Origin of the sequence: Caulobacter sp. LjRoot300, assembly GCF_964253875.1 — a bacterium.
Taxonomy (GTDB): domain Bacteria; phylum Pseudomonadota; class Alphaproteobacteria; order Caulobacterales; family Caulobacteraceae; genus Caulobacter.
In genome coordinates this window covers 1-22,422 of the sequence record NZ_CAXUSA020000004.1, presented here as the reverse complement: position 1 = coordinate 22,422, position 22,422 = coordinate 1, and the positions used below count along the sequence as shown (strand labels likewise).

Genomic DNA, 22,422 nt, shown 5'->3' with positions numbered 1-22,422 from the left:
AAGGGCGTGCAGTGAAGCTGCGTCGCCAGTCTTGAGCAAGAGGGAGGCGGCATCTTTGAACCGCGCCCTAAACAGCAACAAGCCCGCCTGCCGGGGGGAGCAGACGGGCTTGCCTTGCTGGGCCTGACGCTAAGCGGCCCCTGTCGGGGACAGGCACATGTGCCTGTCCCCAGCGGTATCAATTGTCGGGGACAGGCGCATGCGCCTGTCCCCAGTGGTGTTACGCCCGGTAGACGTAGGCGCTGGAGACGTAACCCACGCCGACGCCGTCCTGGCCGACCAGGATCCACTTGCCGTCGCCGGTGCGGCCCAGGGCCTGGAAGGTCTCGCCGGCCTGGACCGAGCCCACGGCCTGGGCGCGGGTCGAGGCGCCGCTGCGCAGGTTCAGGGTCGAGCGGGCGACATACTTGCCCTTGATCTTGGTCATCGGAACCGCATCGACCGAGCTGGCGACGCGGATGCCGTTGCTGGTGTAGACGCCGCCGGCGTTGTTGGCCGCCCGGCTCTTCTGCATCTGGCAGCCGGCGTAGGAGCCCGCGCCCGCCCCGACCACGGCGCCGATGGCGGTGCCCGTGCCCCGGTCGTGCTTGGCCAGCTTGTTGCCGGCGACGGCGCCCAGGACGCCGCCGAGCACGGCGCCGACTTCCTGCTTGCCGCCCGAGGCGTCGCAGCCGACGACCCCGCCCAGCTTCTGCGACATGGCGCTGGCCGCGGTGGGCGCCGCGACCAGGGTCAGGGCGGTGGCGGCCATGGCCAGGCTCGCGGCGATCGTCTGGATGGTCTTGGTGTTGGTCATGGTCGTTAGTCCTTCGTCCCTTGATGGCTCCGGAGCCGTCGGCCCCGTGAGATGCACCATGCCAAGGCGAAGCTGAACGGCGCCGTCAGGTCGATTGACAGATTTCGTTCATGTGAAGATTTCTTTCCGCCTATCCACACCGCCTGTCCACAAGTCGCGTTATCCGAGCGGCAAATTCCATTTCTATTGACGATTGTGGATTCGTGGACGCTACTACCTGTGCGCGCGTCCGGTCCGGGTGCGGCCACGGGTGGCGACGGAGGGGCTGGAATGAACAGGCGCGACATCGGTCTGACGGCGGCGGCCGCGATGGCGGTGCTGGCCGTGGGCGGCTGCGACGGCGCCAAGACGGCGGGCGGCGGCGAGAAGGCGACCCCGGCGGCGGCGGCCACGGCCGCGGTGACGCCGGTGCCCCTGCCGGTCGGACCGAACTTCCCGGTGCCGGCCGCGACGATCAACGGCTGGGTGGCCAACAACGACACGGCCGCGATCCAGGGCCACGCCTGGAGCCTGTGGCAGGCCATGACCGCCCCGTCGGGCCAGTCCGTGGGTCAGCAGCAGCTGCCGATCTGGGACACCTGGGCCGACGCCACGACCGTCTTCCCCCAGCCCCAGGCCCAGAACGCCTCGCTCAAGACCGAGGCGGCGGCCAAACCTGGCGCCGATCGCAGGTTCCAATCGCCGGCCCAGTTCCACCACACCAAGGACGCACGGCTGCGGGCGCTGGCGATGGCGGCCCACGCCAAGTTCCCGATCGCGGTCGACGTCAAGTTCGACCCGCAGGCCGCCGGCTTCATCGGCGCGCCGCAATCCGGGCCCGGCGGCGGGACCTATTCCTACGCCAGCAGCGCCAGCCTGACCAAGCTGAACGCCGCCTGGCCGGCGGGGACCACGCCGCAGAACCGGGGGATCAACGAATTCCCGGTCCAGGCCATCGAGACCAAGCCGGTGTTCGGCCTGGTCAAGGCCAGCGGCCTGACCGTCCAGCCGCTGTGGCAGGGACCCTCGGCCTCGACCAACGCCACCCATCCCACGCCCGACACCTGGATGACCTGCGTGCTGGTCCAGCCGGGCGCGAGCGGCGCGGTCCGCGCCGCGACGACGGCCGAGATCAGCAGCGTCGCCGCCAGCGTCCAGGCCCAGCACCTGGCCTGCAAGACCTATCTGTGGGCGCCGCTGAGCACCTTCTACGCCGACCAGATGAACGCCGCCGAGGCCCAGAGCTTCAACGCGGCCACCGAGAACGGGGCGGTCCAGGCCGCGGCGGGCGACTACAGCGTGCTGCTGGCCATGCACGTCAACACCAAGGAGATCCCGTTCTGGACCTGGCAGACCTTCTGGTGGCAGCCGGGCGGCGACACGCCCAACAACTTCCCGGGCAGCAAGCAGGGCCAGCCGTCCGGCCTGGGCGCGCCATGGAACAACTACGCCGCCTGCACGGCCTACGCCCAGACGACGACGTCGGGGGGCGCGACCATGACGGTGTGCTTCAACCCCTATCTGGAGACCTCGCCCGGCATTCCGGTCGGAGTCACCTCCAACTGCGTCAGCTGCCACGGCGTGGCGCTGATCGGCAATGCCAGCTACCCGGCCGACTACAAAAAGCCGATCGCCTTCTTCACCGACCCCAACTACTTCACCACCCTGACCACCCACACCGACTTCTCCTGGGCCGTGGCCGACGCGCCGCCGTAGGGGCTGGCTCTCTCGCGGAGGGGCGAGGGCGCCCACGGGGCAAAGAGGCTGTCATCCCGGACGAGCGCGCAGCGCGAAGATCCGGGACCGGGGCCTGAACGCCTGCGCTTGCGGCGGTCCCGGATCGGCGCCCGGCTTTCGCCGGGCTTGTCCGGGATGACAGTTCTTTGGGCTGGGAACCAACAGGCGATCGCCCGCAGGAAAGGGCTGGAACGGATCGGCGTTCAGATCCCGGGGCCGAAAACCTCGTCCTTCGACAAGCTCAGGATGAGGTTTTCTACTGACACGGCCCTAATACTGGTCCTCATCCTGAGCTTGTCGAAGGACGAGGACCACGCACGGCGTTGACCGCCGATGGGGCCTTGGGCGCAAAGAAAAAGCCCCCTCCGGTAGGAGGGGGCTTCGCCATGTCGAAAGACCGAAAGCCTAGTTGGCGGTGCCGACCGGCGCGGCGGTCGCGACGGGAGCCGCCGCCGGCGCGGCGGCCGGGATCACCGGAGCGCCCGGCAGGTCCACCGAGGCGTCGGCGTCGGTGAAGATGGTCATCCGCTGGCCGGGTTTGATCTCGACGTCCTTGCCGTGCTTGATCAGGCCCAGCGGGCCGAACAGCACGGTCAGGGTGATCGTCGTGCCATAGCGCGCGTCGCCCTCCGCGCCCTTCTGGCCGCGCAGCTTGATCTTGGTGTCGCCGGCCTTGATGTAGTCGAAGCGGACGTTCAGTTCGCCCGGCTTGCCCATCATGCCCTTCTTCTTGGCGTGGGTGACTTCCCCCGCGCCCTTCAGGCCGGCCGGCAGCTTCGTGCCGTCGGCCAGGACGATGTCGTCGACCAGGCTGATCGAGAAGCGGTCGCCCTCGTGACTGGTGTCCGACGACAGCTTGTCGTCGACGCTGATCACCACCTCGGTGCCTTCCGGCACCTTGACGGTCTGGGCGTGGACGGTGGTCGCGGCCATGGCGAACAGCACCGCGACGGCGGCTTTATGGAACAGTTTCAAAGATATTTCCCCCGCGGGCCCCATCCCGCGCCTCCACCTAACCCGATATCGCCAAGCTTGTGAAGCGCGCGTGAGCACGCGGCTGTGCGTAACCCTGGGGCGAGAGATTTCGGCGGCGGCGGACACCCCCTCCGTCACGATGCGTATCCGCATCGCGCCACCTCCCCCGCGATGCGGGTGAGGAGGATGCGGAACTTCTCCTCCCCCGTGAAACGGGGGAGGTGGCCGCGAAGCGGACGGAGGGGGCGTCCTGTCGCGCCTAGTCCCCCAGCTTGTACGGCCCGCTCTTCTCCAGCGCCGCTCGCCAGGCCGGCCGCGCGTGCATGCGGCCGATCCAGGCCGAAAGGTTGGGATAGTCGGCCAGCCGGCCGTGCGCCTTGGCGACCTCGGCCACGAAGCTCATCTGGATGTCGGCCCCGGTCAAATCGTCGCCGACGAAGAAGTCGCGGCCGGCCAGCGCGCCGTCCACATAGGCCAGGTGGTTGGCCATCTCGCTGTCGATGCGCGGGTGCAGCGGCGCGCCGGCCTCGCCCAGCCGGCCGACATACAGCCGCAGCAGCATCGGCAGCATGGCCGAGCCCTCGGCATAGTGCAGCCACTGCTGGTAGGCGTCATAGCCGGGGCTGGCCGGGTCGGGGGCCAGCCGGCCGCCGGCGTGGCGGCGGATGACATAGTCGGTGATGGCCCCGCTCTCGATGATCGTCGCCGCCCCGTCGGTCAGCACCGGCGACTTGCCCAGCGGGTGGACCTGCAGCAGGGCCGGCGGCCCCAGGCGGGTCTGGGGATCGCGCTCGTAGAAGCGGACCTCGTAGGGCAGGGCCAGCTCCTCCAGCAGCCAGAGGATCCGCTGCGAGCGCGACTCGTTGAGATGGTGGACGACCAGCATGTTTCTTCCCTCGATGGGCCGTTATGCTGCGCTGCGGCATTGCTCGCAGCTGCGAAAGGCTCCACAGTGAAAGAAAACAACTGTTTGGCGCACGGGAGCAAGCCATGACCGCCCCAACCCTTGGAGAAATGGTCGCCCAGGAATCCCCCCAGTCCCCGATCCTGCCCGGCCTGACCATGCTGCTGCGCGAGGCCGCCGGGGCCGCCCAGCTGTTCGTGGCCGAGGCCAGGCCGGCGGTGAAGGCGGCGATCGCCGGCCCCGACGGCCGGATCGACCGCGCCCTGGCCGACGAACACCAGCACCAGGTGCACGGCTATGGCTGGTACGCCGCCTATGCCGAGCTGATGAACCAGGTGGCCGGCTGGGCCGAGCGGCTGGAGGCCGAGGGCCGGTTCGGCGAGGTCGAGGCCCTGCTGGCCCAGCTGCTGTTCTCCGAATACTGCGCCCAGCTGGTCGGCGGCGTGCCGATGAACCAGGGCGAGATCGTCCGCCCGGCCCACCTGGTCACCGACCGCGCGGTGCTGAACCGGCTCTATTCCAACGGCCTGATGAAGCTGATGGTCGAGGGCGGGACCCAGGCGGTGAAGACCCGCCTCGCCCGCCGCCTGGCCGAGGCCCGCGGCCGCCCGACCCTGGAGCGGACGGGGCTGGACGAGACCTTCGAGATGGTCCGCGACCAGTTCCACGCCTTCGCCGAGGAGAAGGTCACGCCGTTCGCCCAGGACTGGCACCTGCAGGACCAGCTGATCCCGATCGAGCTGGTCGAGGAGCTGGGCGCCCTGGGCGTGTTCGGCCTGACCATCCCCGAAGAGTACGGCGGCAGCGGCATGGGCAAGACCGCCATGTGCGTGGTGTCCGAGGAGCTGTCGCGGGCCTGGATCGGCGTCGGCTCGCTGGCCACCCGCTCGGAGATCGCCGGCGAGCTGATCCTGACCGGCGGCACCGAGGCGCAGAAGCAATACTGGCTGCCCAGGATCGCCTCGGCCGAGATCCTGCCGACCGCCGTCTTCACCGAACCCAACACCGGCTCGGACCTGGGCAGCCTGCGCACCCGCGCCGAACTGCAAGGCGACCAGTACCGCGTGACCGGGAACAAGACCTGGATCACCCACGCCGCCCGCGCCGACGTCATGACCCTGTTGGTCCGCACCGACCCGGCCACCGCCGACTATCGCGGCCTGTCGATGCTGCTGGCGCCGAAGCCGCGCGGCGTCGAAGGCGACGACTTCCCGGCCGACGGCATGAGCGGCGGCGAGATCGGGGTGATCGGCTATCGCGGCATGAAGGAATACGAGCTCGCCTTCGACGGCTTCGCGGTGCCGGCCGCGAACCTGCTGGGCGGCGTCCCGGGCCAGGGCTTCAAGCAGCTGATGGCCACCTTCGAGAGCGCCCGCATCCAGACCGCCGCCCGCGCCGTCGGCGTGGCCCAGGCGGCGCTGGAGACCGGCCTGGCCTACGCCCTGGACCGCCAGCAGTTCGGCCAGGCGATCTTCGAGTTCCCCCGCGTCCACAACAAGCTGGCGATGATGGCCGCCGAGATCATGGGCGTGCGCCAGCTGACCTATTACGCCGCCCGCCAGAAGGACGAGGGCAAGCGCTGCGACCTGGAGGCCGGCATGGCCAAGCTGGTCGCCGCCCGCGTCGCCTGGGCCGCCGCCGACAACGCCCTGCAGATCCACGGCGGCAACGGCTTCGCCCTGGAATACGCCGCCAGCCGCCTGCTGGCCGACGCCCGGATCCTCAACATCTTCGAGGGCGCCGGCGAGATCCAGGCCCAGGTCATCGCCCGGCGGCTGCTGGAGGAGGGGAATTAGGCCCCACCCGCGCCGAAGCGCTGGAACGGCGCGTGGGCGGAGAGCCGGGCCGGGGGGAGAGCCGACCCTAGCAGACCTCCGGAATGGCCGAATGGAACGATGTGAACGATTTTGTCCGACAAAAAGCGTTCGATGTGGTCTGGAAGTCGGCGATCGATGATGGGGATGAATCGATGAACGGCTTTTACGGAACGATCGCGGCGCTAGGTGCGGCCCTTCTTCTGGCCGCTCAACCGGCCACGGCCGAGGACAAGGCCGTCACCCCTTTGCATCTCGACGGCAAGGCGACCGGGGCGACGTTCGAGGGCATCGGGGTGGTCGACGGCGGTGGCGCGACCTCGGTCCTTCTGAAGGACTATCCGGAGCCGCAGCGGCGGCAAATTCTCGATCTGGTGTACAAGCCGAAATTCGGCGCGTCCGTCAGCGCGCTCTATGTCGAAATCCCCGGCGACGGCAACTCGACCCAGGGCTCGATGCCAAGCCACATGCACAGCCGGGACGATCTCAACTACGGTCGCGGCTATATCTGGTGGGTCATGACCGAGGCTCGCCGGCGCAATCCCCGGCTTTCGCTCGACGGAGCGGCCTGGAGCGCCCCCGGCTGGGTGGGCGACCGCGGCGTCCGCTATGGCCATGCCGACGAGCCGTTCTTCTCGAAAGACGGGGTCGACTATTACATCTCCTGGCTCAAGGGCCTGCGCGACGTGCACGGCCTGACTCTCGATGCGATGGGCCTTCGTAACGAAAAGGGCGTCAGCTACGATTTCGCCAAGGCCATGCGGCGGGCGCTCGACGCCAATGGCTTCGCCGCCGTCCGGCTTCACGGCTTCGACAATTGGCAGGACGACCGCTTCGACTTCGTCAAGGACATGGCCCGCGACGGGTCCTTGCGCGCGGCGCTCGACATCGCCAGCGCGCATGTCAGCCCGGTGGAAGGTACGAAGGTCTCGCCAGAGGTCAGGCTATTGGCCGCACAGATGGGCAAGCCGCTCTGGAACACCGAACAGCACGTCTACCAGGCTGGCTATGAAGGGCTCCTCAACACCGTCAAGTCGTTCAACGAAGGCTATATCATCGACGGCTTCACCAGGATCACCGACTGGTACGGTATCGCGGGGCTGTACACGATGGAGCCCTATTCGGGAGAGAAGGAGGCCCTTGTCCGGGCGAACTGGCCCTGGAGCGGCCGGTATGTCGTCAACCCCAAGCTCTGGGCCTATGCCCACTACGGTCAGTTTACGGAGATTGGCTGGACCTATCTGGCGGGCGGAAGCGGCGCGCTGAAAGGCGGCGGAACCTTCGTCGCGCTGAAATCACCCAGCAACGACTACAGCATCATTGTAGAAACCGCCGACGCGAAAGAGGCCCAGTCCGTCCGGATCGACGCCCTCAATCTCGCTTCAGGGCCGCTGGCCGTATGGCGAAGCACCGCGGCCGAACAGTTCGTACGCCAGCCCGACGTCGCGTTGTCCAATGGCGCCGCAACCCTCCGGCTCGAGCCAGGGGCCGTCTACTCCTTCACCACGACCCGCGGACAGCAGAAGGGGCGTTTCGACGCTGTGCCCGACGCCAGACCCTTTCCTTTTCCGTACCGCGAGACGTTCGGCGACTATGACCAGCCCGCGCGATGGGGCTATCTGCCCCGCTATTTCGCCGACATCTACGGGGCGTTCGAACTGGCGCGCTGTCCCCAGCGCAAGGGTGTTTGCCTTCGCCAGGCAGCGCCAACTCATCCCATATCCTGGGCCCCCGGCTGGCTCCCCTACACCATCCTCGGGGACGACCAGTGGCAGGACTACGCCGTCAGCGCCGACATCTATCTGAAACCCGGCGAAACCGGCGGCGTGATGGGCCGGATCAACGATGTCGGAAGCGGCTACGGCTCCATCCCGAAGGGCTATGTCTTGCGGTTGTCATCAGCCGGCGAGGTCAGCATCGTGGCCGTTCGCGGCAAGGTCGACAAGAAGGCGCTCGTGGGCGACGCCGTGCAGCAGGCGATCATCAAGAGCGGCGCGGATACCGGCGAGGGCGGCGAAAAGACCCTCGCGACCGGGCGGTTTGCCGGGATGGGGCCTAGTGGCTGGCATCGGCTGAAGCTGCAAATGCAGGGGAGCAGCTTGATCGGGTTCGTCGATGGCCGGCCGGTCGTGAAGGCCTCCGACACGCTTTATCGGTCGGGAATGGCGGGGCTGCAGGCTGGCGCGAGCGAGCAGTCCATGAGCACGCCCTTCTTTGACGACATTGAGTTGGCCGCTGTCGGAGGGCTGGCGCCTCACGTCGCGGCGTCGCCGCCCGCGGCAAAGCCGATCTATCCCCGCGCGCGCTAGGTCTGCGTTTTGCGGTCCTGGCGATCTGAACCTCAATCTGGGCGCCGGCCGCACCCGAGTGACGCTGGAGACCCGCTACGGGATGAAGACGCCGGGCTGCTGGCCCTGATCAAGCAACGAGCGGAACGCCGGGCGTCGTAACCGGCTTGCTGCGGCGCACAACGAAAAAGGCCCGCGAACCGGGTTCGCGGGCCTTTTCGACGCCGGCCCGAAGGGCGGCTCTTCAGGCCGCGGCGCGTTGCGCCTTGATGGCCGAAAGGGTCAGGACGATCAGGCTGAGCATGGGTTTTTCCGGTTCGAACCGAGGCGTCGATCGACGCCTCCAACAACGCCTCTATAAATGACAACGTTGTCATTTTCAAGCTTCAATGCTGCGGTGCAGCGTCGCGGGGACGGGCCTCCGCCGCGCCCTTGCCGACGGGCGGACGGGCGTGGCCCTTGGCGCGCGCCGCCGGCTTCCCATCTTGCAGCTATGACGTCCGTTCTTCGCCCCGCCGCGCTGGCCCTGGTCGCGGCCTTCGCACTGGCCGGAGTCGCCCAGGCCGAGGTCGCCGCGCCCGCCGCCGGGCCCCGGCTGTCGTTGGCCCCGGCCAAGCCGCTGGACCTGACCGCGCCGGGCCTGCCGGTGTTGTATTCGCGCGCGCCGGTTCCGCTGCCGCCCGGCGTGGCGCGGACCTCGGTCGAGGGCAAGGTGGCCGGCGACGCCCTGCTGGGCGCGGGCCTGCTGTGCGGCCTCAAGCCCAACGCCGACGACAGCGGGGCCGGGCGGGCCCGCGGCTACGACCCCGACGGCAAGTTCCTCGGCGCCAAGCTGGCGTTCTCGTTCTAGGCGGCCTCTAAAGCCGCACCCCGCCCAGCCAGGTCTGCCAGACCACCACGAAGCCGCCGTGCAGGATCACCGCCGGCCACAGCGAGCCGGTCCGCCAGCGCATCAGCGCGCAGCCCAGGCCCAGAATCGCGGTGCAGGCCAGGAAGTCCGGGCGCAGGAACATCGTCGCCTTCGGCAGGAAGGTCAGGGCCTCCAGCGGATGCCAGGCGACATAGAGGGCGGTCGAGAGCGCGATGGCCGTCCAGGGTCGGGCGGCTTCATCGCGGGCCGGGACCAGCAGGCCGCGAAACGGGATCTCCTCGCCCAGGGCCGGCACGAACAGCACGGTCAGCAGCCGCAGCGGCAGGCCGGGCTCCGTCGGGGTCACGGCGTAGAGGCCGGTCGAGAACCCCAGGGCGGCCATCGCCCCGCCCGTGACCGCGGCGACCAGCCCGCACAGCGCCCAGCCGCGCGTGTCGGGCAGGGTGGTCAGGGCGCGGCGCAGGCGGCGGAGCGGGGGCATGGGCCGCAGTCTAGAACGCGGTGTCTGGCGCTGGAAACGCTTCAAACGTTGTCATCCCGGAAGCCTCGTAGAGGCTGTCCGGGACCCAGGGGACTGGGCTGGTGCGGTGCAGTTCACCTGGGTCCCGGACAAGCGCTGCGCGCTTTCCGGGATGACAACGGTAGGGGCAGGCGAGGGTAACCCCTACCCCAGCACCACCACCTCGCCGTCTTCCTTGGTGAAGCTGGCCGGCTTGCGGTCCAGCAGGTCCAGCACCGTCTCGGACGGACGGCACAGCCGGACGCCCTTGGGGGTGACCACCAGCGGGCGGTTGACCAGGATCGGGTGGGCGACCATGGCCTCGACCAGGCGGTCCTCGCCGACGCCGTCGTCCAGCAGGCCCAGCTCGGCGGCCGGCGTGCCCTTCTCGCGCAGCAGGTCGCGCAGGGAAAGGCCCGCCCGGCCGGCCAGGTCGCGCAGCTGCTCGGCCGTCCAGCCGGCCTTGAGGTACTCCACGACCGTCGGCGCGTAGCCGGCCGCCTGGACCATGGCCACCACGTTGCGCGAGGTGCCGCAGGCGGGGTTGTGGAAGATCGTCACGGGGAAGTCGGGGGCGTCTGTCATGAGGTCTGCTCGTCTTTCAGAAGCCAGCCGAAGACCGCCGCCGCGACCAGCGCGCCGGCCGCCTGGGCCAGGATGAAGGCCGCAACGCCCGACGGGGCGATGCCGGCGAAGGTGTCGCTGAGGCTGCGGGCGATCGTCACCGCCGGGTTGGCGAACGATGTCGAGGCCGTGAACCAGTAGGCGGCGGTGATGTAGAGGCCCACGGCCACGGCCGTGAAGTCCGGGCGGAACCGCACCGTGCCCAGGATGGTGGCGACCAGGCCGAAGGTGGCGACGAATTCGGCGAAGGCCTGGGCGGGACCAAGGCGGGCCTTGGTCGAGACCTGCCAGATCGCCTCGCCGAACATGGCGTGGGCGCACCAGACGCCGAGGACCGCGCCCGCCAGCTGGGCCGGCGGATAGGCCAAGGCCGCGCGCCAGGGCAGGTCGCGCCGGAGGGCGGCCACCAGGGTGACCACGGGGTTGAAATGGGCGCCCGAGAGCGGGCCGAACACGGTGATCAGCACGACCAGGGCCGCGCCGGTGGCCAGGGTGTTGCCCAGCAGGGCGATGGCGACATTGCCGCCCGCCAGGCGCTCGCCCATGATCCCGGAGCCGACCACCACGGCCAGCAGCAGTCCCGATCCCAGCGCCTCGGCGGCCAGGCGGCGCGGCAGGGAGACGGCGGTCACGACGGCCGCGACGGCGAACAGGCCGGGCCGCAGTCGGCGGCCTTGGCCAGGATGTCGCCCAGCGGCGCGCAGATCTCCGGCGCGCCGGCGCAGCAGTCTTCCATCAGGAAACCCAGCAGGCCGCTCATGGCCGCGAAGTCGGCCGAGTAGACGATCGACCGCCCCTCGCGGCGCGAGACGATCAGGCCGGCGTGCGACAGCACGTTGAGATTGGCCGACAGGGTGTTGGGCAGGCTGTCCAGTCGCCGTGCGATCTCGCCCGCCGCCACGCCGGCCGGCCCGGCCTGGACCAGCAGGCGGAAGATGGCCAGGCGCCCCTCGTGGCCCAGGGCGGACAGGCTGGCGACGGCGGCTCTCGATTCCATATTTCCAATATGATCGAAATATAAGACGGATCAATGACGGGCCGACTACCTGGTCGACCGTTACAGCGAGCGCAAGGCTGGCGGCCGGATCGCCGAGCAGGTCGAGCTGGGCGCGGCGGCGACGCGCCACGAGGCGCCGGCCTGAGCCGCGGGGCCAAGCGGAAAGGCCCTCCAATCCGTCGCTTCGCCCCTGTAAGATGGCGATGCACCGAGCCGCCAAGGACCGGCTTTCGGCGCCGGAAGCGGACATGGTGACCACCCGTCGTGGGGGGAAGGCAGACATCGTTGGATTAGTTGTCTCGCACCCATTCCCCGGCTGGCGGTAATCCGTGCTCTGTCTTTTCGGCGTCGGTGAACCCTTGGGTCGAAAGGCTTAGCATGTCCCAGCGGTGCGCTTCTCCATCCCAATATTGCTCATGGTCATGGCGGTTGCGGATCAGCCAGACGTTCGGCGCATCCATTGCTTCCGTCGTTACCCCTGTTTTGAACTGGCTGATGCTTTCGGTATCTGCCCGTGAGGGCTCCAGCCTAGGCGCTATTGGCACTGTGTGACGGGGAGTGGCGATGGGCATTGGCAGCACCACGGGAGCCGAGCGGGATCTCAGGAGGGCGTACCCTCCCCAGATCACGGCAAGCTGAATGATGATTAGAGGGGGATAGAACAGGTTGATGGTCGTAAGGCCTGTCCAAATCAGCACCGCCAATAGGAGGCGTTTTGGGAAGGCCACTCTTACGAAGATCAGGGTCGCAAGGATTGCGAGTTGATAATAGATGACCGCCATATTTTTCCCGCCCAGGCCTAACTGTAAGCAACGTCACTCAAACTTGACAGTTACCTTAGCCGCCTGAAGCCTGGAAGCGGACTTTCCCAACTTCCGCAAAGGGTGGTTGTCGGAAATTGGCGGGCGCACCCTGGAACCCTCTCTCTTTGAGAGAGGGAGGGGCCCGCCGCGAAGCGGTGGGAGGGTGAGAGGTTTCACCGCTGGCCGGAAAATCCCGATTCCCTCCGTAGCGCGGCCTTTGCGGCGCTCCCAAGCTGTCGGCATGGACGCCACCGGCCGCCGCCTTCGCCAGCACCAGACCCTGGCCCAGAAGGCGTTCTGGAAGCTGGTGCGCAACCGCCGGCTGGGCGGTTTCAGGTTCCTGCGACAGGTCTCGATCGATCGCTATTTCGCCGACTTCGTCTGGGCAAGCTCACCGTCGAACTGACGGCGCCGCTCACCAGGAACGGGAGGATTACGACGCCCGCCGCACGCGGGTGCTGGAACTGTTTGGCTATTTGATCTTGAGGTTCCCCAACAAGCGGGTCCTGACAGATCCCGGCGGGGGCGCCGACGACATCCTGGCCGTGCTTCGACCGGAGAGGGTGTAACCTCTCACCCTCCCACCGCCTGCGGCGGCGGGCCCCTCCCTCTCTCAAAGAGAGAGGGATTCAAGTCCGCAACGGGTCGATACGACCTTACGCCGCCGCCTCGGCGTCCTCGTCGTCGTCGGCGCCCAGCAGGGCCGACAGCACCACGGCCAGGCGCTCGGGCTTGATCGGCTTTTCGACCACGTCCTGCATGCCGGCGGCGATGTAAGTGGCCACGTCGGTGGGATCGGCGTTGGCGGTCAGGGCGACGATCGGGGCCGACCCGGCCCGGCCGGGCAGTTCGCGGATGGCGCGGGTGGCGGTGACGCCGTCCATGCGCGGCATCTTGATGTCCATCAGGATCAGATCGAAGCGGCCGGACTTGGCGGCCTCGACGGCCTCGACGCCGTCGACCACCTGCTCGGAGGTGCAGTCGAACATCTCGCACAGCGCCTCGGCGACCATGCGGTTGGTGGCGTTGTCGTCGACGATCAGGATGTGGGCCGAGCGGGCGTCCATCATCGGCGCGTCGTCGGCTTCGGTCGCCAGGGTCGCGGCGGGCACGGTGAGGGTGAACTGCAGGGTCAGGCCGGCGCCGAGGTTGGCCTCGGCCCGCAGCGGGCCGCCCATGACCCGGGTCAGGCCGTGGGCCAGGGCCATGCCGACGCCCAGGGCCAGTTCGTTGCGGTCCTCGACGGTGGCCGCGCCCAGCGGATCGAACACCCGGGCCAGGCGGACCTCGGCCGAGCCGGCGGCGTTGTCGCGCACCCGGGCTTCCAGCCTGAGGCCGCCTTCCACCGGACGGGCCTTGAGGCTGGCCTCGATCACCCCGCGGCCGTGAGCCAGGGCGCTCTCGATCAGGGCGTCGAACACCTGCAGCACGCGGTCGGCGTCGATCAGGGCGGCGGCCTCGGGGTCGCCGTCATAGGAGAACAGCAGGGTGCTGCCGCCCTCGGCGGCGCGGGACGCCCAGCGGGCCTCGACGGCGTCGCTGAGGTCGCGCAGCAGGGCGGGGGCCGGCGACAGGGCCAGGCCGCCGGTCGCCGCGCGGCGCAGGTCCATGGCGCGGCCCAGGACCAGGCTCATGTCGCGGCTGGTGTCGCCGATGGCCCGGACATAGGCGCTGGCGTCGGGCGTCAGCCGCGACTGCTCCAGCCGTTCGGTGAAGGCCAGCACGCCGTCCAGGTGGGCGCCAATGTCGTGGGCCATGCGCTCGACCAGGGCCATGGCCTCGTCGGCCTCGTGCTGGCGGCGGCGGTGGGAGGTGAGCAGCGAATTCAGCCCGCCGACGCCGACATAGTCGCCGGCCTCGTCGACGCCGACATAGGCGCTGCGGAAGACCGGGATGGCGCTGTGGGCGATGCGTTCGACGAACGCGCCGACGTCCATGTTGGCGTCGATGAGGCGCGGGGCGCGGTCCATGATCTCGACGATCGGACGCCGCGCCAGGTCGGGCGCCACCGCCATCTGGCCCAGGAACACGTCGCGATAGACCAGGCCCACCGGCTTGCCGTCCACGGCCACGGCCACGGCGGCCATGTGCGTGTGGGCGTCGAACAGCGCCCGGACCTCGGCGCACGGCGTCGCGGGGTCGATCGGGGCTCGGCGGTCGATAAGGCGGGCGAGCGTGTCCATGCAGCCGTTCGGCGAGGCGTCGTTGGGATCTCACCATCGCCGGTTGGCGTTGCGGAGTCGTAAATGGCCAAGGCGTTTGACGCGCGGCGCCTGCGACCGGTTGTCCCTGCGGCGCGTGCCCGCGAGGGAGGCTGGCTACGTAAGATGCGCCGGCCGCTTCCCTGATTCCGTAGGTTGGGACAGGATGGGGGCATGACATGGGGGATCGTGAGAACCCGCTGGTGGGCGCGGGGGCTGATGCTCCTGAGCGCGATCCTGCTGTTCGCCGCGCCGGTCCTGCCCGCCGTCGCCGCGACGCCGCGCGACGCGTGCTGCGCCGAGGCGCCGTGCCCCGACGAGGGCAAGGCGGCGCCGTGCCCCGACGCCTGCCTGCTGGCCTGCCACGTCCTGGTCGCGCCCGAGGCCCCGGTCCTCGGGCCGGCCGAGATCGGGGCGTCGCCGGTCGTGCCCCTCAGGTCCCTCCTGCCGCCCGGCCGCGCCCTGGCGCCGGAACTTCCGCCCCCGCGATGACGCCGCGTTCAGACCAAATCCCATCACTCTGAAATCGGAAAAATCATCATGAAACGCATCTTCTCGACCGCAGCCTTCCTGCTGCTGATCTAGCCGACTGAGCTAGACGGGACGCCCGCTCCGTGAGGGGCGGGCGTTTTCGTGTCCGGACAGGCTGTAGGCCTCGTCGGGAAAGGCTCTAACTCGCCGAATCTGGAGCCGGCTTGGCGAGTTCGGGCGTGTCCGAACTCACGGGCGCCAGGTCGGGGGCGCGGACGAACACGATCGGGATGCGGACCGTGCCGCCGGCCGTCGGCTTGCCGTCGAGATCCTTGGCGGCCATCCGGAAATGGCTGGCGAGCTGGATCGTGGCCTCGCCGAAGCCGTACTGCGCCGGCTCCTCCTGCCGGACCCGACAGTTGTCCAGGCGGCCCTCGCCGGTGATCCCGCAGTCGATCACCACCTTGGCGGCGCCGACCCCGGCCGTGATCGCCGCTTTCGGATAGTAGCGCGCCATGTCCTCGCCGCCGGGGCGCTGGATCCAGACGGGCGCGGCGACGGTGGGCTTGGGCGGAATGGCGGCCCAGACCGCGCCGGCGGCGGTCAGGCCCACCGCGCCGACCAGGACGGCGCCGAGCGCCTTGCGATAGGGAGTCGTCGAAGTGATCTGCAGCATCATCAGTCTCTCCTTCAGGGGATGGGGGCCCACGGCTGGCCAGTAGCAGCCGAACGGCGGGGAAACGGGGGTCAGGGCGCTGCTCAGCAAGGCCTCGGCGTAGAGACGGCGAGCGTCGGGATGACGTTCGACCACGACCGCGTCGCAGGCGATCTCCTGGTCCATGCGCAAGCGCCGAGCGGCCAGGTGCGCCAGGGGATTGAACCAGGCCAGGCACCGCGCGGCGACGACCAGGGCGTTCACGAGCGCGTCGCCCCGCGCCAGGTGCACGCGCTCGTGGGCCAGGACGAGCTCGCGCGCCGCGCCCTCGAAGCGGGCGTCGAAGTCGGCGGGCGCGACGATGCGGGGTCGCAGCGCGCCCAGCAGCAGCGGACCGGCGCCGGTGTGCTGGCCCAGCAGCAGGGCGGGATCGGAGGGCGACGGGACCAGGCGGCCCAGGCCGCGGACGAAACGGGCCTGGCGCAGGGCGAACAGCGCCGCCGCCCCGACGGCGCCGGTCGCCCACAAGGCCAGCAGAAGGTCCGACACCTGCCGCGCCTGGCGCGCGATCGGCCTGGCCCGCCAGGCGGCGTCGGCGAACAGCGAGACCACCGGGGCCATGGCTCCGGTCGGGGCCGGGGCGGGCAGCAGGCCGGCCAGCAGGCACAACGGTACGGCCAGCCACAAAGAATAGGCCGCCGCCGGGCCAAACGCCTGGCGCACCGGACGCCGCAGGACCAGGACCAGCAGGAGCCCGATCGTCAGGGCCAGCTGGCCGCGCCCCAGCAGGGACAGGACCACGCCGCTCATTTGCCGATCTTCTCGATCAGGGCCTTCAGTTCGGCGACGTCCTGCTCGCTCAGCTTGTCGCTGTCGGAGAAGTGGGCCACCAGCGGGGCTAGGCGGCCGTCGAACAGGCGGTCCAGCAGGCCCTGGCTCTCACTGCCGACATAGGCCTGGCGCGAGACGAGCGGCGAATAGAGATAGCGTCGCCCCTCCGAGGTCGCGCCAACGGCCTTCTTCTTCAGCAGGCGGCTGATCAGCACCTTCACGGTGCCCTCGGTCCAGCCCTGGGGCTCGCGGACCTCGGCCATGATCGCCTCCGAGGTCAGGGGGCTGCGTCGCCACAGCGCCTCCATCACCACGCTCTCCGCCGAACTGATCTTCATGGTCACGTCCTTCGATGACAGCTGTCAACAATGTGACGTTGACAGCTGTCATCCATTTCGTCAACCGGCGGTCATCGAAATGTTGGAGGGGCCAGTTCGGAAGAGACTGACTCCGGAAAAGGTCGGCGTTCCTTGATTGATCGTCGGCCAAGGAAAAGGGCGGCGGATCGCTCCGCCGCCCTCCTTAGTGTCCGCTGGGGAAGCCTTGACCTAGAACGACTTGGTCAGGCTGACGCCGTAGGTGCGCGGCTCCAGCGTGATCAGGTTGGTGAACAGGCCCGAGCTGTCGTCGGTGGTGTAGGCGTCGGTGATCGGCGTGTCGTTGCCCAGGTTCTTGACGTAGGCGTCGATCCGCAGGCCCCATTCGGGCTTTTCGACCTTCAGGGTGATGTTGGCGTTGTCCCACGACTTCAGCTGGTCGTAGGCGGTGTTGTAGACCCGGGTATACTGCTTGCTCTGGCGGTAGTAGTCGCCGCGCAGGGTGGCCGACCAGCCGGCGGAGAAGTCCCAGGTGTACTGGGCGCCGACCGAGGTGGTCCAGTGCGGCGAGTTGGGCAGCTGGTTGCCCGACAGGTCCGCGGCCTTGCCCTCGATCGTGTAGCCGGCGCCGTAGTTGTACAGGCCCGTGGCGTTGGCCAGGAAGGCGGCGGTGGGGGCCGGCAGGCCCGCCCCGCCGGCCGCGGCCGGGGTCTGCAGGAAGGCCTGGAACACCTGAGGACCGCCGCAGGCGAACGGCACGGTCGCGCCGGCCCCGGCCGCGATCAGGGTGGCGACCCCGGCGGTGGTCAGCACGCAGTTGGAACCGACCGCGACATTGGGCAGGCTCGGGCCCGCCTTGACCACGGTATAGGCCGGGTTGCTCAGGGTGCGGTTCATGGTGTCGATCGACGACACACCGCTGCCGATCTTGGTGTGCAGATAGCCGACATTGGCGTTGAGCTTGAGGTTGTGGACCGGCGACCAGACCGACTCCAGCTCCAGGCCGTAGACCGTGGCGTTGACGTTCTCGTTGACCGAGGTGCGGTTGACGATCTTGGAGATCTGGTAGCCCTGGTAGTCGTAGTAGAAGCCCGTGGCGTTCAGCATCAGGCTGCCGCCCAGCAGGGTGTTCTTCGACCCCAGCTCGAAGGCGTTGACGAATTCGGGGTCGAACTGCGGCTTGACGCTGGCCGAGCCGGCCGCCGCCGGCGGGTTCGAGCCGCCGCCCTTGTAGCCCTTGGAATAGAAGGCGTAGAGCAGGTTGTCGTCGCTGAGCTTGTAGTCGAAGCCGAAGCGGCCGGTCAGCTCGTTGAACACCGACCTTTCCTGCGGGTGGGTCGTGCTCTGCTTGAGGCCGATGCCCGGCGACAGCAGCACGGTGTCGAAGACGTCCAGCCGCTTGTCGTCGTGGGTGCGGCGCAGGCCCAGGGTGAACTTCAGCTTCTCGTTGGCCTGCCAGTACAGCTCGCCGAACAGGGCGTTGGACTTCAGGTGATAGGGTGAGCGGTTGTCATAATAGTTGTGGCCGCTGCCGTCCGGCGTGGCGTTGGGGTCGATGCCGATGCAGGTGGTCGGCAGGGCGGTCGGGCTGCAGTTGGGATTGCCGGTCTTCTGGAAGTTCAGGGCCAGGGCCGACAGGGTCAGCGAGTTGCCGATCACGTAATAGTCGGTGACGGTCTTGTAGTCGAAATAGATGCCGCCGAAGTTGAAGTTCAGCGGGCCGTCGAAGTTCGACTGCAGGCGGACCTCCTGGCTCCACTGCTTGGAGTTGCCCGCCGAGACGTCCAGGGTGGTGAACTTGTTGGTGTTTCCCACTTGCGGATCGTTGAAGAACCCGCCGGGCGTCAGGCCCGTATTGTTGAACGGCACGGTCGCGACGTTCCGGTTGTAGTCCAGCTTGGTATAGACCTTGCCCTTGCTGTACGAGGTCATGGCCGTGAAGGTCAGGGCGTCGGTCAGGTCGTAGGCCAGGTTGAACTGGTAGATGTCGGATTTCGACTGGTAGATCGGGTCGAGCAGCGACTCGATTTCGCGCAGGTCGCGGCTGGCGGTGTCGCCGGCGTTGGCGTCGCCGCTGGTGAAGCCGAAGATGTTGCCCAGCTCGCCGGTCAGGGTGCCGGAGGTGTTGACCGTGCCATAGGCGCTGTCGCCGTACAGCGAGGCGGGCAGGCAGCCCTGGCTGAGGAAGGCGCGGGCCGCGCCGCTGGGCACGCCGCCCACCGTGGCCGGGCCCAGGTCCTTGGTGCACAGCTGCTTGCCGACCCGGGCGCGGCTGTCGTCCTCGTTGAAATGCTCCCACATGAAGTTGGTGCGCAGGCTGTCGATGGGATTGAACATCACCGACACGCGGGTCGAGTACAGGTCGCGGTCGTCGACCTTGTGGTTGTTGAAGGTGTTGGTGACGAAGCCGTCGCGCTTGAGGTAGTTGCCGGCCACGCGGACGGCCAGCTTGTCGCCCAGGATCGGCAGGTTGACCATGCCGCGCAGCTTCCGGGTGTTGTAGTTGCCCAGCTCGCCGGTGATCTCGGCCTCGAAGGTGTCGGTCGGCTTGGCGGTGATGATGTTGACCACGCCGCCGGTGGCGTTGCGGCCGTACAGGGTGCCTTGCGGGCCGCGCAGCACCTCGACGCGCTCGACGTCGAAGAACTCGGCGTCGAACAGGTTGCCCGTCTGCAGGGGGGCGTTGTTTTCGTGGACGCCGACGCCGCCGTCGGTCGAGACGCCGACGGCCTTGTTGCCGATGCCGCGGATCGCGAAGTTGAAGCTGTTGGTGAAGTTGCCCTTGGCGAAGGTGACGTTCGGGATCGCCTGCTGCAGGTTGGGGCCGCCGTCGATCTTCTGCGCCTGGAGGCTGTCCTGGCTGAAGGCCGACACCGCGATCGGCACGTCCTGCAGGGCCTCTTCCTTCTTCTGGGCGGTGACGACCAGTTCCTCGAGCACGTTGCCGCCGCCTTGCTGGGCGGCCGGTTTCGGCGCGGCGGCGGTCTGGGGCGTGGTCTGGGCGAAGGCTGGGGCGGCGACGGCGGCCAGCACGGTCACGGACGCGCCCATGGCCAGCAGGCTCCGCATACGCAGAGATTGCGACATTCTATTCCCTCCCTGACGTCGCGGCTCCTTATGGCGGACCCTGCGGGCGTCGTGTTGTTTCCTCGGTCGCCGTACTTTTTGAACACTGCGCGGGCGTACGGCTGGCCCTGCGCAGGATAGTAGGGATTGCATACTTGGCCCTGGGGGCTGTCAACCGGCCAAGGTGTAAGTAATCGGCGATAGGTTACGCGTTTTCACTTTACCCAGGGGCGAAATCACCTGAGCTTGGCAAGTTTTCATGCAAATTCGAAAAGGCGGTCCGGCGCCTGACCCTAGGTCAAGCGTGGTTTCAGGCCGGTAAACCCAAGCGCGTCTTGCCGGAGCGCCCGGTTCATAGTGTCTCATTCGCGCCGAAGGTACAGCCAAAATATCGGCGTTCGAAACGATTGTTCGTCTGTGAGGGGCCCAGGCAACGGTCGGGACGGGCCCGCATGGCCGTCCCCCACGTGCCAAGTCCGCGCGCCTCGTGTAGAGAGACGCCATGTCCACTCCTGAAGTTTCCACCCCGTCCGGCGGCTCGCGGGCCGACGCCGCCCTGGTGCTGTTCTCCGGCGGCCAGGACAGCAGCGTCTGCCTGGCCTGGGCCCTGGAGCGCTACGCCCGGGTCGAGACCGTCGGCTTCGACTACGGCCAGCGCCACGTCATCGAGATGCAGGCCCGCGTCGCCGTGCGCCACCAGATGGCCGAACGCTTTCCGCATTGGGCGCAGCGCCTGGGCGAGGACCATGTGCTGGACCTGACCGGCTTCGGCGCGGTGGCCCAGTCGGCCCTGACCGCCGACGTCGCCATCGAGATGACCGAGCGCGGCCTGCCCTCGACCTTCGTGCCCGGCCGCAACCTGGTGTTCCTGATCTACGCCGCCGCCCTGGCCGACCGCCGAGGCCTGGGGGCGCTGGTCGGCGGCATGTGCGAGACCGACTTCTCCGGCTATCCCGACTGCCGCCGCGACACCCTGGACGCCATGCAGAGCGCCCTGAACCTGGGCATGGACCGCGACTTCGTCATCGAGACGCCGCTGATGAAGCTGACGAAGGCGCAGACCTGGGCCCTGGCCAAGACCCTGGGCGGCGAGGACCTGGTCGACCTGATCGTGGTCGAGAGCCACACCTGCTACCAGGGCGACCGCGGCGAGCTGCACGCCTGGGGCCACGGCTGCGGCGAATGCCCGGCCTGCGAGCTGAGGCAGCGGGGGTATGAGGAGTGGGATGCGGGCGGACGGGGCGTGCTCGGTGCGTGAGTTTTCTTCACCCAACCACGGCTGTCATCCCGGACAAGCGCGCAGCGCGCCGATCCGGGACCGACGCCTGAGCGCCGCGCTTCCGGCGGTCCCGGATCTTCGCTTCGCTTCGTCCGGGATGACAGCCGTTTTGCACGTTCGCGGCGCTTCCTGATGACCTACAGCGTCAAGGAAATCTTCCTCACCCTGCAGGGCGAGGGCGGGCAGGCGGGCAAGGCGGCGGTGTTCTGCCGGTTCGCCGGCTGCAACCTGTGGACCGGCCGTGAGCAGGACCGCGCCAAGGCCGTCTGCACCTTCTGCGACACCGACTTCGTGGGGACCGACGGCGAGGGCGGCGGCAAGTTCGCCACGGCCGACGCCCTGGCCGACGCGGTCGAGGCCGCCTGGACCGGCGGGCCGCGCGACCGCCTGGTGGTCTGCACCGGCGGCGAGCCGCTGCTGCAGCTGGACGCCGCCGCCATCGCCGCCCTGCACGCCCGCGGCTTCATGATCGCCGTGGAGAGCAACGGCACGCTCCAGGCCCCTGATGGGATCGACTGGGTCTGCGTCAGCCCCAAGGCCGACGCCCCGGTGGTGCAGACCCGCGGCCAGGAGCTGAAGCTGGTCTACCCCCAGGACAAGGCCCTGCCGGAACGTTTCGCCAGCCTGGATTTCGAGCGCTTCTACCTGCAGCCGATGGACGGTCCCGACCGCGAGCGCAACACGCAATTGGCCGTCGCCTATTGCCTTTCGCACCCACAATGGCGTTTAAGCGTCCAGACGCACAAATATCTCGGCCTGCCCTGACGGATAAGGCGCTCGACCTGGTGACAGGGTCGAGCCGCTAGAGCCTCCCAGGCCTTGTCAAAAGAAGTACCCTGATGAAGCCCGTCTTCGAGATCACGAAGGCCGCGCATTTCGACGCGGCCCACTATATCGAGCAAGGTCCCGCCGACCATCGCTACCGCAAGCTGCACGGCCACTCGTTCAAGGTCGAGGCCAGCGTGCGCGGGGCCATGCAGGACGCCGGCTGGGTCGCCGACCTCGACGGCCTGGACGCCGCCCTGAAGGCGGTCGCCGCCGAGCTGGACCACGGCCTGCTGAACGACCGCCCCGGGCTGGAGAGCCCGACCCTGGAGCGCCTCTGCCTCTATTTCGCCGAGCGCCTGACGCCTCAGTTCCCGGGCCTGTCGCGCGTGGTGATCTCGCGCCCGACGATCGGCGAGAGCTGCGCGCTGGCGCTTTGAGTCACCCTCTCCCGGCGGGAGAGGGAGGGGCCCAAGCGAAGCTTGGGAGGGTGAGGGATTACGCCCTCACCGGTTTTTACCCGAACCCCTGCCGGCTCGCCGTCGGCCTT

General features: G+C 68.6%; 22 protein-coding genes and 1 pseudogene. 11 read left to right on the top strand and 12 right to left on the bottom strand.

The genetic code is table 11. The annotated features are described in order from the left end of the window. Positions 1-220: 220 nt before the first annotated feature. Positions 221-796 carry an SH3 domain-containing protein gene (locus tag ACSQ2G_RS14570; RefSeq protein ID WP_310082467.1) on the bottom strand — a complete coding sequence of 192 codons (576 nt, stop codon included), beginning with the start codon at positions 794-796 and terminating at the stop codon, positions 221-223. Positions 797-1,066: 270 nt separating this feature from the next. Between ACSQ2G_RS14570 and ACSQ2G_RS14565 the strand changes: the two genes are divergently transcribed. Beyond that, on the top strand, positions 1,067-2,491 hold the full coding sequence (locus ACSQ2G_RS14565) for a hypothetical protein (RefSeq protein WP_436032022.1): 1,425 nt from the start codon (positions 1,067-1,069) through the stop codon (positions 2,489-2,491). A 426-nt stretch (positions 2,492-2,917) separates the two neighbouring features. On the opposite strand, the gene ACSQ2G_RS14560 is transcribed toward ACSQ2G_RS14565, so the two are convergent. Together ACSQ2G_RS14560 and ACSQ2G_RS14555 are read right to left on the bottom strand one after the other, a co-directional pair. Beyond that, entirely contained in the window at positions 2,918-3,487 is a 570-nt protein-coding gene (locus ACSQ2G_RS14560) for a hypothetical protein (protein ID WP_436032021.1), read from the bottom strand. Between the two features lie 259 nt (positions 3,488-3,746). Continuing rightward, positions 3,747-4,373 carry a glutathione S-transferase family protein gene (locus tag ACSQ2G_RS14555; protein WP_436032020.1) on the bottom strand — a complete coding sequence of 209 codons (627 nt, stop codon included), beginning with the start codon at positions 4,371-4,373 and terminating at the stop codon, positions 3,747-3,749. Positions 4,374-4,501: 128 nt separating this feature from the next. Between ACSQ2G_RS14555 and ACSQ2G_RS14550 the strand changes: the two genes are divergently transcribed. The 3 genes from ACSQ2G_RS14550 to ACSQ2G_RS14540 all read left to right on the top strand — a co-directional run bounded on the left by ACSQ2G_RS14550 (position 4,502) and on the right by ACSQ2G_RS14540 (position 9,343). After that, a complete protein-coding gene (locus tag ACSQ2G_RS14550) occupies positions 4,502-6,187 on the top strand; it encodes an acyl-CoA dehydrogenase family protein (protein WP_436032882.1) in 1,686 nt (561 codons plus the stop codon). A gap of 83 nt (positions 6,188-6,270) precedes the next feature. Next, a complete protein-coding gene (locus ACSQ2G_RS14545) occupies positions 6,271-8,514 on the top strand; it encodes a hypothetical protein (RefSeq protein WP_436032018.1) in 2,244 nt (747 codons plus the stop codon). 472 nt (positions 8,515-8,986) lie between these two features. Next, a complete protein-coding gene (locus ACSQ2G_RS14540; RefSeq protein ID WP_436032016.1) occupies positions 8,987-9,343 on the top strand; it encodes a hypothetical protein in 357 nt (118 codons plus the stop codon). A gap of 7 nt (positions 9,344-9,350) precedes the next feature. Here ACSQ2G_RS14540 and ACSQ2G_RS14535 read toward each other — a convergent pair whose 3' ends face one another. The 4 genes from ACSQ2G_RS14535 to ACSQ2G_RS14520 all read right to left on the bottom strand — a co-directional run bounded on the left by ACSQ2G_RS14535 (position 9,351) and on the right by ACSQ2G_RS14520 (position 11,484). Next, entirely contained in the window at positions 9,351-9,845 is a 495-nt protein-coding gene (locus ACSQ2G_RS14535; protein ID WP_436032014.1) for a CPBP family glutamic-type intramembrane protease, read from the bottom strand. A 183-nt stretch (positions 9,846-10,028) separates the two neighbouring features. Continuing rightward, on the bottom strand, positions 10,029-10,448 hold the full coding sequence (arsC, locus tag ACSQ2G_RS14530) for an arsenate reductase (glutaredoxin) (protein ID WP_436032012.1): 420 nt from the start codon (positions 10,446-10,448) through the stop codon (positions 10,029-10,031). Beyond that, on the bottom strand, positions 10,445-11,119 hold the full coding sequence (locus ACSQ2G_RS14525; RefSeq protein ID WP_436032010.1) for an aquaporin: 675 nt from the start codon (positions 11,117-11,119) through the stop codon (positions 10,445-10,447). The genes arsC and ACSQ2G_RS14525 overlap by 4 nt, the downstream gene beginning before the upstream one ends. After that, positions 11,116-11,484, bottom strand: coding sequence for an ArsR/SmtB family transcription factor (locus ACSQ2G_RS14520; RefSeq protein ID WP_436032008.1), 369 nt, complete (start codon positions 11,482-11,484; stop codon positions 11,116-11,118). Before ACSQ2G_RS14520 ends, ACSQ2G_RS14525 begins: the two co-directional genes overlap by 4 nt. A gap of 37 nt (positions 11,485-11,521) precedes the next feature. Between ACSQ2G_RS14520 and ACSQ2G_RS14515 the strand changes: the two are divergent. Further along, positions 11,522-11,629, top strand: a pseudogene (locus ACSQ2G_RS14515) (arsenical resistance protein ArsH); the annotation flags it as partial. A gap of 145 nt (positions 11,630-11,774) precedes the next feature. Here ACSQ2G_RS14515 and ACSQ2G_RS14510 read toward each other — a convergent pair. Further along, the gene (locus ACSQ2G_RS14510) at positions 11,775-12,266 is read right to left on the bottom strand and encodes a hypothetical protein (RefSeq protein WP_436032006.1); all 492 of its coding nucleotides are present in this window, start codon (positions 12,264-12,266) and stop codon (positions 11,775-11,777) included. A 262-nt stretch (positions 12,267-12,528) separates the two neighbouring features. Between ACSQ2G_RS14510 and ACSQ2G_RS14505 the strand changes: the two genes are divergently transcribed. Both ACSQ2G_RS14505 and ACSQ2G_RS14500 read left to right on the top strand, forming a co-directional pair. Then, on the top strand, positions 12,529-12,693 hold the full coding sequence (locus tag ACSQ2G_RS14505; RefSeq protein ID WP_436032004.1) for a DUF559 domain-containing protein: 165 nt from the start codon (positions 12,529-12,531) through the stop codon (positions 12,691-12,693). Positions 12,694-12,742: 49 nt separating this feature from the next. Further along, positions 12,743-12,856 carry a DUF559 domain-containing protein gene (locus ACSQ2G_RS14500; RefSeq protein ID WP_436032002.1) on the top strand — a complete coding sequence of 38 codons (114 nt, stop codon included), beginning with the start codon at positions 12,743-12,745 and terminating at the stop codon, positions 12,854-12,856. Positions 12,857-12,943: 87 nt separating this feature from the next. Here ACSQ2G_RS14500 and ACSQ2G_RS14495 read toward each other — a convergent pair whose 3' ends face one another. Next, positions 12,944-14,470, bottom strand: a complete 1,527-nt coding sequence (locus ACSQ2G_RS14495; protein WP_436032000.1) for a response regulator — start codon at positions 14,468-14,470, stop codon at positions 12,944-12,946. Between the two features lie 192 nt (positions 14,471-14,662). Here ACSQ2G_RS14495 and ACSQ2G_RS14490 point away from each other — a divergent pair, with 192 nt between their 5' ends. Then, positions 14,663-14,980 carry a hypothetical protein gene (locus tag ACSQ2G_RS14490; RefSeq protein WP_436031998.1) on the top strand — a complete coding sequence of 106 codons (318 nt, stop codon included), beginning with the start codon at positions 14,663-14,665 and terminating at the stop codon, positions 14,978-14,980. A 178-nt stretch (positions 14,981-15,158) separates the two neighbouring features. On the opposite strand, the gene ACSQ2G_RS14485 is transcribed toward ACSQ2G_RS14490, so the two are convergent. The 3 genes from ACSQ2G_RS14485 to ACSQ2G_RS14475 form a co-directional block, all read right to left on the bottom strand. Next, positions 15,159-16,424, bottom strand: a complete 1,266-nt coding sequence (locus tag ACSQ2G_RS14485; protein ID WP_436031996.1) for a M56 family metallopeptidase — start codon at positions 16,422-16,424, stop codon at positions 15,159-15,161. Beyond that, positions 16,421-16,783: a BlaI/MecI/CopY family transcriptional regulator gene (locus ACSQ2G_RS14480; protein WP_436031995.1), complete on the bottom strand. Its 363-nt coding sequence runs from the start codon at positions 16,781-16,783 to the stop codon at positions 16,421-16,423. Before ACSQ2G_RS14480 ends, ACSQ2G_RS14485 begins: the two co-directional genes overlap by 4 nt. Before the next feature lie 210 nt (positions 16,784-16,993). Continuing rightward, positions 16,994-19,849 carry a TonB-dependent receptor gene (locus ACSQ2G_RS14475; RefSeq protein WP_436031994.1) on the bottom strand — a complete coding sequence of 952 codons (2,856 nt, stop codon included), beginning with the start codon at positions 19,847-19,849 and terminating at the stop codon, positions 16,994-16,996. Positions 19,850-20,330: 481 nt separating this feature from the next. Between ACSQ2G_RS14475 and queC the strand changes: the two genes are divergently transcribed. From queC to ACSQ2G_RS14460, 3 genes are all read left to right on the top strand, one after another. Further along, on the top strand, positions 20,331-21,086 hold the full coding sequence (gene queC, locus ACSQ2G_RS14470; RefSeq protein WP_436031992.1) for a 7-cyano-7-deazaguanine synthase QueC: 756 nt from the start codon (positions 20,331-20,333) through the stop codon (positions 21,084-21,086). Between the two features lie 153 nt (positions 21,087-21,239). Beyond that, on the top strand, positions 21,240-21,872 hold the full coding sequence (gene queE / locus ACSQ2G_RS14465; RefSeq protein WP_436031990.1) for a 7-carboxy-7-deazaguanine synthase: 633 nt from the start codon (positions 21,240-21,242) through the stop codon (positions 21,870-21,872). 74 nt (positions 21,873-21,946) lie between these two features. Further along, on the top strand, positions 21,947-22,312 hold the full coding sequence (locus ACSQ2G_RS14460) for a 6-carboxytetrahydropterin synthase (protein WP_436031988.1): 366 nt from the start codon (positions 21,947-21,949) through the stop codon (positions 22,310-22,312). The last annotated feature ends 110 nt before the right edge of the window (positions 22,313-22,422 follow it).

Coding starts and splice junctions, on each gene's coding strand:
- ACSQ2G_RS14570 (WP_310082467.1), bottom strand. CDS start 796: ATGACCAACACCAAGACCATCCAGACGATCGCCGCGAGCCTGGCCATG.
- ACSQ2G_RS14565 (WP_436032022.1), top strand. CDS start 1,067: ATGAACAGGCGCGACATCGGTCTGACGGCGGCGGCCGCGATGGCGGTG.
- ACSQ2G_RS14555 (WP_436032020.1), bottom strand. CDS start 4,373: ATGCTGGTCGTCCACCATCTCAACGAGTCGCGCTCGCAGCGGATCCTC.
- ACSQ2G_RS14550 (WP_436032882.1), top strand. CDS start 4,502: ATGGTCGCCCAGGAATCCCCCCAGTCCCCGATCCTGCCCGGCCTGACC.
- ACSQ2G_RS14545 (WP_436032018.1), top strand. CDS start 6,271: ATGGCCGAATGGAACGATGTGAACGATTTTGTCCGACAAAAAGCGTTC.
- ACSQ2G_RS14540 (WP_436032016.1), top strand. CDS start 8,987: ATGACGTCCGTTCTTCGCCCCGCCGCGCTGGCCCTGGTCGCGGCCTTC.
- ACSQ2G_RS14535 (WP_436032014.1), bottom strand. CDS start 9,845: ATGCCCCCGCTCCGCCGCCTGCGCCGCGCCCTGACCACCCTGCCCGAC.
- arsC (WP_436032012.1), bottom strand. CDS start 10,448: ATGACAGACGCCCCCGACTTCCCCGTGACGATCTTCCACAACCCCGCC.
- ACSQ2G_RS14520 (WP_436032008.1), bottom strand. CDS start 11,484: ATGGAATCGAGAGCCGCCGTCGCCAGCCTGTCCGCCCTGGGCCACGAG.
- ACSQ2G_RS14510 (WP_436032006.1), bottom strand. CDS start 12,266: ATGGCGGTCATCTATTATCAACTCGCAATCCTTGCGACCCTGATCTTC.
- ACSQ2G_RS14505 (WP_436032004.1), top strand. CDS start 12,529: ATGGACGCCACCGGCCGCCGCCTTCGCCAGCACCAGACCCTGGCCCAG.
- ACSQ2G_RS14495 (WP_436032000.1), bottom strand. CDS start 14,470: ATGGACACGCTCGCCCGCCTTATCGACCGCCGAGCCCCGATCGACCCC.
- ACSQ2G_RS14490 (WP_436031998.1), top strand. CDS start 14,663: ATGACATGGGGGATCGTGAGAACCCGCTGGTGGGCGCGGGGGCTGATG.
- ACSQ2G_RS14485 (WP_436031996.1), bottom strand. CDS start 16,424: ATGAGCGGCGTGGTCCTGTCCCTGCTGGGGCGCGGCCAGCTGGCCCTG.
- ACSQ2G_RS14480 (WP_436031995.1), bottom strand. CDS start 16,783: ATGAAGATCAGTTCGGCGGAGAGCGTGGTGATGGAGGCGCTGTGGCGA.
- ACSQ2G_RS14475 (WP_436031994.1), bottom strand. CDS start 19,849: ATGTCGCAATCTCTGCGTATGCGGAGCCTGCTGGCCATGGGCGCGTCC.
- queC (WP_436031992.1), top strand. CDS start 20,331: ATGTCCACTCCTGAAGTTTCCACCCCGTCCGGCGGCTCGCGGGCCGAC.
- queE (WP_436031990.1), top strand. CDS start 21,240: ATGACCTACAGCGTCAAGGAAATCTTCCTCACCCTGCAGGGCGAGGGC.
- ACSQ2G_RS14460 (WP_436031988.1), top strand. CDS start 21,947: ATGAAGCCCGTCTTCGAGATCACGAAGGCCGCGCATTTCGACGCGGCC.